Source organism: Synechococcus sp. BA-120 BA3, from assembly GCF_034931285.1.
Classification (GTDB): domain Bacteria; phylum Cyanobacteriota; class Cyanobacteriia; order PCC-6307; family Cyanobiaceae; genus Cyanobium.
The window spans coordinates 1-11,982 of record NZ_JAYGHZ010000288.1 but is presented as its reverse complement, the minus strand read 5'-3'; the positions used below and the strand labels follow the sequence as shown (position 1 = coordinate 11,982).

Below are 11,982 nucleotides of genomic sequence, written 5' to 3'. Positions count from 1 at the left end.
TCCCTGGCCCTGCCTGCCGGCCCCGGCCGCTCCCGCGGCATGGCCGTCGCCGCCGCCGGCCTGGTGGTGCTTCAGGTGGTGCTCGGGGTGCTCACCCTGCGGCTCCAGCTGGCCGTCCCGGCCGTCACCATCGCCCACCAGCTCACCGCCGCCCTGCTGGTGGGGGTGCTCGGTGGGCTGTGGGGACGCGCGTTCCCGTCCCCGTCCGTTCCTGTCCGTCTCGAGGTGGCCCATGGTTAGTGTCAGCGCCGTGGCGACCATCGCCGCACCCTCTTCGCCGGCGGCGATCCGGCCCTCGGTGAAGCTCCCGGCCTGGCTGGAGGTGGCCAAGCCGCGGCTGATTCCCCTGCTGCTCGCCACCACCGTGGGCGGCATGGCCCTCACCGCCGCCTGGCCGCTCGACCCCCTCCGGCTGCTCTGCACCCTGCTGGGCGGCTCGATGGCCTCGGCCGCCGCCGGCGTCCTCAACTGCCTGTGGGAGCAGGAACTCGACGGCCGCATGCAGCGCACCAGCCGCCGCGCCCTGCCCTCGGGCCGGCTGGCCCAGCGCCAGGCCTTCGGCCTCGCGGTGGCCCTCACCATCGCCTCGGTGCTGGTGCTGGTTCTGGGCGTCAACGCCCTGGCCGCCTCCCTGGCCCTGCTGGGCCTGTGCAGCTACGTGCTGCTTTACACGGCCCTGCTCAAGCCCCGCACCACCCAGAACATCGTCATCGGTGGCATGGCCGGGGCGATTCCGCCCCTGGTGGGCGCGGCGGCCGCCACCGGCCACCTGGGCTGGAGCAGCTGGTGGCTGTTCAGCCTGGTGATGGTCTGGACCCCGGCCCATTTCTGGGCCCTGGCCCTCCTCCTCCGTGAGGACTACCGCTCCGTCGGCATTCCGATGCTGCCGGTGGTGAAGGGTCTGACGGTCACGGCCCGGGCCATTGGCCGCTACAGCTGGGCGACGGTGGCCCTGAGCCTGGCTGGGGTGGTCGCCCTCCCCAGCGGCGGCTGGCTCTACGGCCTGCTGGTGCTCCCCTTCAACGCCCGGCTGCTGCAGCTCAGCGGCAGTCTGGCGGAGGACCCGGGCGATCCCCGCCGGGCCCGCAGCCTGTTCCGCTGGTCGATCTTCTACCTCTTCGGCATCTGCCTGCTGCTGGTGCTGGCGCGCACGCCCCTGGCCAGCGCCGTCCACCCGGCCGCCCTGCTGGCCGCCGCCCTCCATCTGGCTCCGGCTGCGGCTGCCTAGATTGGCCGGGCTACCAGCCCTTCGCGATTGACCCCGGCTTGATCGAGCTCGAGCACCTCAGCAAGCGTTTCGGTGGCCGCAAGGTCGCGCCGGTCCAGGCCCTCGACGACCTCTCCCTCAGCGTGCCGGCGGGTTCCCTCTACGGGCTGCTCGGCCCCAACGGCGCCGGAAAGACTACGGCCCTGCGCATCCTCTGCACCCTGCTGGCCCCCGATGCCGGCCAGGTCCGGGTGGCAGGGGTGGATGCCCTGGCCGAGCCCCGGGCCGTCCGGCGCCTGCTCGGCTACGTGGCCCAGGAGGTGGCCATCGACAAGATCCTCACCGGCCGCGAGCTGCTCCACCTCCAGGCCGCCCTGCACCACATGGGGGCCGCCGACCGCCTGGAGCGCACCGCCGAACTGATCGAGCTGCTCGCCATGGGCGACTGGATCGACCGCCGCTGCGGCGGCTACTCCGGCGGCATGCGCCGGCGCCTCGATCTGGCCGCCGGCCTGCTGCACCGCCCCAGGGTGCTGGTGCTCGATGAACCCACGGTCGGCCTCGACATCGAGAGCCGCGCCACCATCTGGCAGGTGCTGCGCCAGCTGCGGGACCAGGGCACCACGGTGCTGCTCAGCAGCCACTACCTCGAGGAGGTGGATGCCCTGGCCGACCGCCTGGCCATCATCGACGGCGGCCGGGTGATCGCCGAAGGCACCCCCGCCGCGCTCAAGGGCGCCCTGGGCGGCGACCGGGTGACGTTGCGGGTGCGGGAGTTCAGCGACGAACAGGAGGCGAGCCGGGTGCGCGACCTGCTCCAGGCCTGCCGCGGTGTCCGCCAGGTGGTGGTCAACCGGGCCCAGGGCTATTCCCTCAACCTGGTGGTGGAGGACAGCGGCGTGGTGGAGACGCTGCGGCAGCAGCTGGCCGAAGCCCAGCTGCCGGTGTTCGCCCTGGCCCAGAGCCGCCCCAGCCTGGATGACGTCTACCTTCAGGCCACCGGCCGCACCCTGAGTGATGCGGAACTCTCCGTGGCCGGACGCCGCGACCTCAAGGAGGAACGCAAGCAGTCGATGCGATGACCCGCACCCCCGAATTCCCCATGACCAGCGCCAGCCCCTCCCTGACCCCCCTTCCCGCCGCCAGCGGTGAACCGTCGGCCCTGGCCGAGATCACCCAGGAGACCCTCGCCCTCACCCGCCGCCTGTTCGTCCAGCTGGCCCGGCGTCCCTCCACCCTGGTGGCGGGCGTGCTCCAGCCCCTGATCTGGCTGGTGCTGTTCGGGGCCCTGTTCGCCAACGCCCCGGAGGGTCTGCTGCCTGGCGGCATCAGCTACGGGCGCTTCCTGGGGGCCGGGGTGATCGTGTTCACGGCCTTCAGTGCTGCGCTCAACGCCGGCCTGCCGGTGATGTTCGACCGGGAGTTCGGCTTCCTCAACCGGCTGCTGGTGGCGCCGCTGCGCTCCCGCAGCTCGATCGTCTTCGCCTCGGTGCTCTACATCACCAGCCTCAGCCTGGTGCAGAGCCTGGCGATCATGGGCACCGCGGCCCTGCTCGGCTACGGCTGGCCCGGTGGGGCGGGGCTGCTGCTGGTGCTGGTCACCCTGCTGCTGCTCGTCTTCGCCGTCACCGCCCTCAGCCTCGGTCTGGCCTTCGCCCTGCCGGGCCACATCGAGCTGATCGCGGTGATCTTCGTGGCCAACCTGCCGCTCCTGTTCGCCAGCACCGCCCTGGCACCGATTTCCTTCATGCCCCCCTGGCTGGGCTGGCTGGCGGCCCTGAATCCCCTTACCTTCGCGATTGAACCGATCCGCGCCGCCTACGCGGGGTCCTTCTGCCTCACCGACGTGGTGCTGGTGGCTCCCTACGGATCCCTCACCGCGCTCACCTGCCTGGCCATCCTGGCGGGGCTGGCGGCCGGTCTGTTCCTGCTGATCCGCCCGATGCTGGATCGCAAGCTCACCTGACGCCGCCCTGCCCCGTGTCCCTGCCGCCCCCCCGTCCAGAGCTCTCCAGCCTGTTGCTCGAGGCCATCCGCCGCAGGGATGCCGCCACCGTTGCCCGCCTCACCGGCCAGTGGGCCCACCGCCATGGGGTGACCTCCCTGGAGAGCTTCCGCACCGGCAGCGTGGTCGCTGAGGCGGGCTGGGAGGCCGGCGATTGGCTGCTCCAGCACATGGACGCGGCGATGGCCCCCGCCAGCGTGACCATGGCCGAGGCCTTCGCGGCCCTCGAAGACTCCTTCTCCGGCCCCCCGCAGCCCACCCCGATCACGGCCGCCCCAGCCCCGATCACCGCCATCCGGGCTGTCCCTGAGGCGACGAACCACGAGGGGACCGACCCCGAGGCGACCGCCCCCAGCGCGGAGGCGGAATCCGCCGAGGAGCCAGTCCCCGAACCCGTGGCCGAGGCCGAGGCGCCTGCTGGCCTGTCGGACGTCATCGCCCTGCACCCCCCGACCCCGAGCGCATCGCCGGCTCCGGCACCCTCCACCCTAGCCGACCTGCGCTCCTGGCTCTCCGCGGCACCGCAGCATCGCCGCGCCAGCTGATCCCCTACCCCCGCCCCTGCCCATGGCGTCCTCCCGTCCCCTGCCTGAACGGGCTGCCCTCGGCGGTCGGCTGATCGTCTCGGTGCAGGCCCCCGAGGGTTCCCCGATGCGCGATCCGGCCGTGATCGCGGCGATGGCGGAGGCCAGCCTGCTCCAGGGGGCCGCCGGCGTGCGGCTCGAGAGTCCGGAGCACATCGGCGCCGTGCGTCGCCGCTGCCCGGACGCCCTGATCGTCGGTCTCTGGAAGCGCAGCTTCCCCGGCAGCCCGGTGTACATCACCCCCGGCTGGGAGGAGATCCGCGCCGTCTGGGCGGCCGGAGCCGATGTGGTGGCCATCGATGCCACCGAGCGCCCCCGGCCCGGCGGCCAGGAGCTGGATCAGCTGATCGTCCGGGCCAGGCAGGAGCTGGGGGCTCCGCTGATGGCGGATGTGGACAGCGTGGCCAGCGGGCTGCGGGCGGCGGCCCTTGGCTGCCAGTGGGTCGGCACCACCCTCTACGGCTACACCGAAGCCACCGCCGCGCTGCCACCTCCGGCCTGGGACCTGCTGGGCCCCCTGAGAAGCGATCTGCCCGAAGCGGTGGCCCTGATCTGCGAGGGGGGCATCGCCTCGAAGCAGGAAGCGAGCCGTGCCCTGGGCTGTGGGGCCGATGCCGTCGTGGTGGGAACGGCGATCACCGGTGTGGACCTGCAGGTGGCCGCCTACGTCAAGGCGATGGCCGGCTGAGCCGCAGCCCAGCCGGCCCGTGCGAGCCCCCCGGGGCTCACATCATGCCGGGCATGCCCATACCGCCCATCCCACCCATTCCTCCCATACCGCCCATCCCTCCCATGCCGCCGTCGCCGGCGGGGGGGGCGGGGGGTTCCGGCTTGTCGGCGATCACCGCTTCGGTGGTGATCAGCAGCGAGGCGATCGAGACCGCATCCTGCAGGGCGAGCCGCACCACCTTGGCCGCATCCAGGATGCCGACGGCGAGCAGATCCTCGTAGCTGTCGGTGAGGGCGTTGTACCCCTTGCCCTGGCTGAGCATCTGCTGCACCACCACGTCGCCGTTGGCGCCGGCGTTGATGGCGATCTGGCGGGCCGGGGCCGCCAGGGCCCGCTGCACGATCTCCACCCCGGTGCGGACGTCACCCTCGCAGCGGCTGGCCAGGGCTCCGAGTTCCTCGGTGAGCTGCACCAGGGTGCTGCCACCCCCACCGACGATGCCCTCATCGATGGCGGCCCGGGTGGCGTTGAGGGCGTCCTCGATGCGCAGTTTGCGGTTGCGCAGTTCGGTTTCGGTGGGGGCTCCCACCTTGATCACGGCCACCCCGCCGGCGAGCTTGGCGATGCGCTCGCTGAGTTTCTCGCGGTCGTACTCGGAGTCGGTGGCCTCCAGCTCCCGCTTGATCGCGGCCACCCGATCGCTGACGGCAGCGCGCTGGTCGTCGGACGCCACGATCGTGGTCGTGTCCTTGCTGATCGTGATCCGGTGGGCATGGCCCAGGTCGGCCAGGGTGGCCTTGTCGAGGGTCATGGCCCGGTCCTCGCTGATCACCGTGGCGCCCGTGAGGATGGCGATGTCCTCGAGCATGGCCTTGCGGCGGTCGCCGAAGCCCGGCGCCCGCACGGCGGCCACCTGGAGCACGCCCCGGGTCTTGTTGACCACCAGGGTGGCCAGGGCCTCACCCTCCACCTCCTCGGCCAGGATCACCAGGGGCCGGCCGCTCCTGGAGACGGCCTCAAGCACCGGCACCAGGTCGACCACGGTGCTGATCTTGCGATCGGTGATCAGCAGCAGGGGATTGTCGAAGGCGCACTCGCGCCGGTCCTGGTCGGTGACGAAATAAGGGGAGGAGTAGCCACGATCGAAGGCCATGCCCTCGGTCACCTCCAGTTCGGTGGCCAGGGATTTGGATTCCTCCACGGTGATCACGCCATCGGCGCTCACCTTCTCGACCGCTTCGGCGATCATGCGGCCGATCTCTTCGTCGTTGCCCGCGCTCACCGTGGCCACCTGGCGGATGGCGTCGCCCGCCACGGCGCGGGAGCGCTCGGCGATGCCCGCCACCACCACGGCCGTGGCCTGCTCCATGCCGCGGCGGAGGGCGACGGGACTGGCGCCGGCGGCCACGTTGCGCAGGCCCTCGTGCACCAGCGACTGGGCCAGGACGGCCGCGGTGGTGGTGCCGTCGCCGGCGGTGTCCTTGGTCTTGGAGGCCACCTGCTGGATCAGCTTGGCGCCCAGGTTCTCGAAGGGATCCTCGAGTTCGATCTCCTTGGCGATGGTGACACCGTCATTGATGATGTCGGGGGCGCCGTACTTCTTCTCCAGCACCACGTTCCGACCCTTCGGTCCGATGGTGACCTTCACCGCATCGACCAGGGCATTGACCCCCCGCTCGAGGGAATCGCGGGAGGCATCGGCGAACTGGATCAGTTTGGCCATCGACGGGATCACATCAGGAGCATCCGTCGCAGCGTCCCACAGCGACCCCGCCCCAGGCATCCGCCCCTCGGTGGGGAAAGCCGAATGTCCCGTTCCGAGTCAGCGGCAGGCCCCAGGCGCAGGAGGTACCTTCGATCCATGGAAGACCTGCTGCAGCAGACCCTCGACAGCGCGGCCACCGAATCGGCCCTCGTCCCGAGCACCACCGCCGACGGCATGGTGTTTCTGCTGATCGCCGCCCTGGGCCTGCTGATGGCCCTGGTCTATGTGCCGATCCGCCTGTTCCTCACCCTCACGGCCCGCAGCCGCCGCCTGCGCCTGCTGCAGCGGATCCGCAAGCTGCGCGAAGACCTCGCCCAGCCCCTGGCCCCGGAACCCTGAGCGGCGCTCAGCGCATCACCATGCCGCCATCCACCTGCAGCACCTGGCCGGTGATGTAGGCCGCCGCCGGATCGGCCGCCAGGAAGCGCACCGCCCCGGCCACCTCGCCGGGCTGGCCCATGCGGCCGAGGGGGATGGCGGCAAGGATCGGCTCCTTGTCGAGGTCCCGGGTCATGTCGCTGTCGATGAACCCGGGGGCGACGGCATTCACCGTGATGCCGCGGCTGGCGAATTCGGCGGCGGTGCTGCGGGTCAGGCCGATGACGCCGGCCTTGGCGGCGCTGTAGTTGGCCTGGCCGGGGTTGCCCATCAGGGCCACCACCGAGGTGATGTTGATGATGCGGCCGCGGCGGGCCTTGAGCATGCTGCGGCTGACGGCGCGGGTGCAGAGGAACACCCCGGTGAGGTTGAGGTCGATCACGCTCTGCCAGTCGGCGGTCTTCATCCGCATCAGCAGGCCGTCGCGGGTGATGCCGGCGTTGTTGACCAGCACATCGAGCCGCCCCTCCCGATCCAGCACGGCCTTCACCATCGCCTCCACGGCCGCCTCGTCGGCCACATCCGCCTGATGACCCCAGGCCCGGCCGCCGGCCGCGGTGATCGCCGCCACCACCGCCTCAGCCGCCTCGGGCGAGCGGGCGTAGTTCACCACCACCGTGGCCCCCGCCAGGGCCAGGGACTCGGCGATGGCCCGGCCGATCCCCCGGCTGGCACCGGTCACCAGGGCGACCTGACCGGAGAGGGGAGCGGCGCTGGACATGGGGGCGGGAGCAGGGTGAGGCGATCGTATGCCGTGCGCCGGCCAGGCTCGATCGCTTCAGTCGGCCATCTGCTCGGCGCTCTCCAGGGCCGGGCCGAGCACATCGGCGAAGCGTTGCAGCTGCTCCTTGCTTCCCATCACCACCAGCAACTGGCCGGCCTCCAGGCGAACGTCGCCGCCGGGATTGGTCACCAGCGTCGCCTCCGGCGTGCCGTAGCTGGTGCCCCGATAGGAGTAGGGATTGACCACCGCCGGCGCCGGGGTGCGGATGGCCAGCACCTGGGCGCCGCTGCGGCGGCCGAACTGCATCTCCGCCAGGCTGCGGCCCTGGAGCTCCCCCAGTCGGGTGGTGTCGGCACTGAGCTGGAACTCCTCCACCTCGCAGTCGGAGCCGGCGAGCAGCTCCATGAAGTCGACGGCGAGGGGCCGCAGGGCGGTGGCGGCCATCACCCGGCCCCCGGCCACGTAGGGGCTCACCACCTGGTCGGCGCCGGCCAGGCGCAGCTTGCGGCCCGCCTCGGCGCTGTCGGAGCGGGCGATCAGCCGGCAACGGGGTGCCAGCCCCCGGGCGCTGAGCACCACGTAGAGGTTGGCGGCGTTGCTGGAGAGGGCCGCCACCAGGCTGCGGCAGTGGTGGATGCCCGCCTCCAGCAGGGTCTCGTCGAGGGTGGCATCGGCGAACAGCACCGGCAGCCCCCGCTCCTCGGCCGCATCCCGGCAGCCCTGGTCCATCTCCACCACCAGCAGGGGAACCTTCTCCCGGATCAGCTGGTCGGCGATCTCCTGGCCGATGCGGCCGTAGCCGCAGAGAATCACGTGATTGTTCATGCTTTGGACCCAGTTGCGGAAACGGCGCTCCCGCAGGCGCCGGAAATAGCCGGATTCGGAGAGACCCACCAGGTTCTGGATCGTCAGCTGCACCACCACGATTCCTCCGGCGATGGAGAGCACGGTGATCAGCCGACCGGCACTGGAGAGGGGGTGGACCTCGCCGTAGCCGATGGTGGCGATGGTGATCGCCACCATCCAGTAGCAATCACCCCAGTCCCAGCCTTCGGTGATCCGATAACCGATGGCGCTGGCGTTGACCACCACGACCAGGGCGATCAGGGGGGTGAGCCAGGGCCGGCGCGCCCGGGCGGTGGGGGGACGCTTCCTGCGGGAGAACCACAGGCGACTCATCGGCGTGACTCAGCCCAGGCCGAGGGCCTTGAGCACGTCGTGGCTGGGCAGGTCACGCAGGTGGCCATCGGAACCCAGTCCTTGTACTCCGTCGCGCACCGGCAGGCTGTCGCTGCTGCGACCCAGGGCCACCACCGGGGTGCCGCTGAGCAGGGCCAGTTCGATCGTCACCGGATCGCTGGCCAGCACCACGTCACTGGCGGCCACCAGGGCGGCCCGGCCGGGGATGTCGGCCCCCGGGGCCGGAGTCACCAGCTGGCTTCGCAAGCCGGGAAGGGTGGCGGCGATGTGGCCGGGCAGCTCCTGCCAGGCCGTTTCAGCCCAGTCGCCGGGGCGGCCGGAGGGGGCCAGCAGCAGCATCGGTCCGTCGCCGGCCGGCAACGTGGCCATGGCCTCCTCGATGGAGGTCCGGGGCAGGGCCAGGCGGAAGGTGGCGGCCTCCAGCCGCACCCCGATGGGCTGCAGGTAGGCCTCAAGGGCCTGGGCTGGCCACAGACCCTGGGGCACTTGCACCTTCTCGGTGGCGGAGAAGCCCCCGGCCGCCATCCGGTTGGGGATGTGGCTCATCGAGAGCATCAGGTCGACCTGGCGGCCGGCCGCCAGGTTGATGCAGGCCTGGAAATCGGGCTCCCGCACCGACCCCAGCAGGTTGGCCCAGTCGGCCAGGGTGGCATCGCCGAAGTTGAAGGGGATCACCTTCTCCACCGCCGGCAGCAGTTTCCAGAGAGCGGCCAGCGAGGGGTGGCAGACCACCTGGATCTGGAACCGGAGCTGCTCGGCGGTGGCCGCCACGGCCGGGAGCGCCTGCAGCTGGCTGGCGCCGTCGCCCGGGATCAGAAACAGTGCGCGCATCGGGCGTTCGGTCGGGCGGGCCTCGCGGCCTGATTGTATGGAGAGGACTCCAGTGTTCCGCCCGGGCGGCCCATCGCTTGTGCATTTGCTGATCGCCGCCGCCGGCAGCGGCCGCCGCATGGGCGCCGCCACCAACAAACTGCTGCTGCCCCTGGCCGGACGCCCCGTCCTGGCCTGGACCCTGGACGCCGCCCTGGCCTGCCCGGCGATCCGCTGGATCGGGGTGATGGGCCGGCCGGAGGACGAGGCGGCGATCGGCGCGATCCTGGCTGCGGCCGAGCCCCGCCGGTCCCTGGCCCAGCCGGTGGCCTGGATCGTCGGCGGTGACACCCGCCAGGAGTCGGTGCGGCGGGGCCTGGAGGCCCTGCCCGCCGATGCCGAGGCGGTGCTGATCCACGACGGGGCCCGCTGCCTGGCGGAGCCGGACCTGCTGGAGCGCTGCGCCACGGCCCTGACGCAGGCCATGGTCGAGGGGGCCGGCATCATCGCTGCCACCCCCGTCACCGACACCATCAAGCAGGTGGATGGCCGTGGCGTGATCACCGCCACCCCCGAACGCAGCGGCCTCTGGGCGGCCCAGACGCCCCAGGGATTCGGGGTGGCCCAGCTGCGGGAGGCCCACGGGCGGGCCGAGCGTGAGGGCTGGAGCGTCACCGACGACGCCGCCCTCTACGAACGCCTGGGGCTGCCGGTGCGGGTGCTGGAGGCGCCCCCCTCCAACATCAAGCTCACCACCCGCTTCGATCTCACCATCGCCAGCGCCGTGCTGGCGACCCGCCAGACCTGAGGCCGCCGATGGACAGCGCCGCCCAGCTCGAGACGATCGCCGCCCGCTGGCAGGGGTCCTTCCACAACCGGCGCCAGGTGGCCGCCAACGTGGCCAGGGGAGGCCCGGAAGCGCCCGAGCTCACCCGGGAGCTGCGCACCCTGGTGGTGGAGCGGCTGCCGGCGCCCCAGCTGGGGGAGGTGGTGCTCTACTTCCAGGAGTTCCGCGCCAGTGCCCCCCAGCTGGCCCACCGCCAGCGGGTGGTGGTGCTGCGGCACGACCCGGACCGCAGCGCCGTCCGGGCCGAGCAGCTGTTCTTCCGTGGCGGACCCACCTACGACCGTCCGCCCCTGGCGGCCTCCCTGGTGGCGGACCTGGGGCCGGAGACCTTCGATCGCCATCCGGGCTGTGACCTGTTCTTCGCCGCGGAGCCGGGCCTCGACCGCTTCCGCGCCCGCATGGATCCTGGGGCCTGCCGGTATCAACATCCGGAGGACGGCGAGGTCTGCGCTGAGTTCGAGATGCTCCTCCATCCCGACCAGCTCTGGTACCGGGACCGCAGCCTGCGGCTGGTTGACGGCTCGGTGCGGGGCGAGGTCGACGGCTTCAGCTGGCTGCTGTTCGACCGGGCCGAGGGTGGTCCCGAGCTGCCGGCCCTGGTGAAGCAGCAGGGCGTGTGGCGCGGCAGCTTCCGCCGCTACGACGCCGGCGGTGACCTGCTCGAGACCCTCCCCAGCACGGTCACCATCCGGGTGCTCGAGGAAGCCGGCCACTGGCTGTACCACCAGAGCAACCTTTTTGGTCCCGAGGACGCTCCGCTGCGGCGCATCGAGGCCCGGGGCGAGATCCACTCCGGCCGGGTGTGGTTCGCCAGCGAGCGCTACCGGGGCTGGGCGATGGACCTGCCGGGGGAGCAGCCCGCCGCCGGCAGCCTGCTGGTGATGCACCCCCATGACCCCGCCGACCCCGAGGTGCACGAGATCATCAGCTGCAGCTCCGATGGCCGCCGCCGCTGGCGGGTGGCCCAGATGCTGAAGGAGGGGCGGCTGGTGGGCCGCACCGTCATCGATGAGGAGAGGCTCATGGACGAGGAGAGGCTCACGGGCGACTGACGCGCCCCCCGGCGCCATCGATGAGGCTCAGCCGGCCCCGGTCGCCATCGAGCCGGGCCCGCACCCCCAGGGGCAGGGCGGCATTGACGTCGCCGTGGCCCACCGGCAGGCCCGCCAGCACCGGAATCCCCAGATCGGCCGTGCGCTCCCGCAGCACCTGCTCCAGGCTGAAGCGGGAGCCGTCGCCTTCGGGGTCGGTGGGATCGCCGCAGCCCTCGAAGCTGCCGAAGCCGAGGCCCCCCAGCCGCTGCAGGGCGCCGCAGAGGCGCCAGTGGGTGAGCATCCGCTCGATCCGGTAGGGCGCCTCGCCCACGTCCTCGAGGATCAGGATCGCCCCGTCCAGGTCCGGCAGGTGCGGGGTGCCCAGCAGGTGGGTCGCCACGGTGAGGTTGGCGGCCAGCAACGGCCCCTCCGCCTGGCCGCCCACCCAGGGCTCCCCCTCGAGATCGGCCAGGGGTTCGCCGAACAGCAGGGCCCGCAGCCGCTCCCGGCTCCAGGCCGGTTCGGCGGCCAGGGTGGTCAGCAGGGGGCCGTGGATGGCGCCCCCCTGGCCCGTCGCCAGCCGGTGCCACAGCAGGGAGGTGACATCGGAGAAGCCCAGCAGCCAGCCGCCGGCCGCCTCCAGCGGGCGCTCCAGCAGCCGGGCCGATCCCCAGCCCCCCCGCACACAGGCCAGCAGGGCCGCCGGCGGCTCCGGGTCGTTGTGCGGTAGCAGATCTCCGGCCCGCTCGGCGTCCCTG

Annotated in this window: 13 protein-coding genes and 1 pseudogene; 9 read left to right on the top strand and 5 right to left on the bottom strand. The window is 72.1% G+C overall.

The window, feature by feature from the left end:
- From VB737_RS11675 to VB737_RS11650, 6 genes and pseudogenes are all read left to right on the top strand, one after another.
- Positions 1 to 240, top strand: a pseudogene (locus VB737_RS11675) (COX15/CtaA family protein); the annotation flags it as partial.
- Positions 233 to 1,228 carry a heme o synthase gene (locus VB737_RS11670; RefSeq protein ID WP_500313140.1) on the top strand — a complete coding sequence of 332 codons (996 nt, stop codon included), beginning with the start codon at positions 233 to 235 and terminating at the stop codon, positions 1,226 to 1,228. The pseudogene VB737_RS11675 and the gene VB737_RS11670, both read left to right, overlap by 8 nt.
- A 38-nt stretch (positions 1,229 to 1,266) precedes the next feature.
- Positions 1,267 to 2,289, top strand: coding sequence for an ABC transporter ATP-binding protein (locus VB737_RS11665; protein ID WP_216919153.1), 1,023 nt, complete (start codon positions 1,267 to 1,269; stop codon positions 2,287 to 2,289).
- Between the two features lie 20 nt (positions 2,290 to 2,309).
- A complete protein-coding gene (locus tag VB737_RS11660; protein WP_500313142.1) occupies positions 2,310 to 3,173 on the top strand; it encodes an ABC transporter permease in 864 nt (287 codons plus the stop codon).
- Between the two features lie 14 nt (positions 3,174 to 3,187).
- On the top strand, positions 3,188 to 3,757 hold the full coding sequence (locus VB737_RS11655; protein WP_500313138.1) for a hypothetical protein: 570 nt from the start codon (positions 3,188 to 3,190) through the stop codon (positions 3,755 to 3,757).
- A gap of 22 nt (positions 3,758 to 3,779) precedes the next feature.
- The gene (locus VB737_RS11650; protein ID WP_500313137.1) at positions 3,780 to 4,484 is read left to right on the top strand and encodes an N-acetylmannosamine-6-phosphate 2-epimerase; all 705 of its coding nucleotides are present in this window, start codon (positions 3,780 to 3,782) and stop codon (positions 4,482 to 4,484) included.
- A 37-nt stretch (positions 4,485 to 4,521) separates the two neighbouring features.
- Here the strand turns inward: VB737_RS11650 and groL are convergent, their stop codons facing one another.
- Complete coding sequence (gene groL / locus VB737_RS11645; RefSeq protein WP_500313135.1) at positions 4,522 to 6,189, bottom strand: chaperonin GroEL; 1,668 nt, start codon at positions 6,187 to 6,189, stop codon at positions 4,522 to 4,524.
- Positions 6,190 to 6,327: 138 nt separating this feature from the next.
- On the opposite strand from groL, the gene VB737_RS11640 reads away from it, so the two are divergent.
- Positions 6,328 to 6,570 (top strand): hypothetical protein, encoded by a 243-nt coding sequence (locus VB737_RS11640; protein WP_500313144.1) that lies wholly within the window; start codon positions 6,328 to 6,330, stop codon positions 6,568 to 6,570.
- A gap of 7 nt (positions 6,571 to 6,577) precedes the next feature.
- On the opposite strand, the gene fabG is transcribed toward VB737_RS11640, so the two are convergent.
- From fabG to VB737_RS11625, 3 genes are read right to left on the bottom strand one after another with little or no spacing between them, the layout of a single operon-like run.
- On the bottom strand, positions 6,578 to 7,330 hold the full coding sequence (gene fabG, locus VB737_RS11635; protein ID WP_500313134.1) for a 3-oxoacyl-[acyl-carrier-protein] reductase: 753 nt from the start codon (positions 7,328 to 7,330) through the stop codon (positions 6,578 to 6,580).
- A gap of 57 nt (positions 7,331 to 7,387) precedes the next feature.
- The gene (locus VB737_RS11630) at positions 7,388 to 8,512 is read right to left on the bottom strand and encodes a potassium channel family protein (protein ID WP_500313132.1); all 1,125 of its coding nucleotides are present in this window, start codon (positions 8,510 to 8,512) and stop codon (positions 7,388 to 7,390) included.
- Positions 8,513 to 8,521: 9 nt separating this feature from the next.
- Positions 8,522 to 9,364, bottom strand: coding sequence for a glycosyltransferase family 9 protein (locus VB737_RS11625; RefSeq protein WP_500313130.1), 843 nt, complete (start codon positions 9,362 to 9,364; stop codon positions 8,522 to 8,524).
- Between the two features lie 79 nt (positions 9,365 to 9,443).
- Here VB737_RS11625 and ispD point away from each other — a divergent pair, with 79 nt between their 5' ends.
- Positions 9,444 to 10,151 (top strand): 2-C-methyl-D-erythritol 4-phosphate cytidylyltransferase, encoded by a 708-nt coding sequence (ispD, locus tag VB737_RS11620; protein ID WP_500313129.1) that lies wholly within the window; start codon positions 9,444 to 9,446, stop codon positions 10,149 to 10,151.
- An 8-nt stretch (positions 10,152 to 10,159) separates the two neighbouring features.
- Complete coding sequence (locus VB737_RS11615) at positions 10,160 to 11,242, top strand: CpcT/CpeT family chromophore lyase (RefSeq protein ID WP_500313127.1); 1,083 nt, start codon at positions 10,160 to 10,162, stop codon at positions 11,240 to 11,242.
- On the opposite strand, the gene VB737_RS11610 is transcribed toward VB737_RS11615, so the two are convergent.
- Positions 11,229 to 11,982: S66 peptidase family protein (locus VB737_RS11610; RefSeq protein ID WP_500313126.1), on the bottom strand; the 754-nt coding region annotated here is incomplete at its 5' end. The genes VB737_RS11615 and VB737_RS11610 overlap by 14 nt on opposite strands.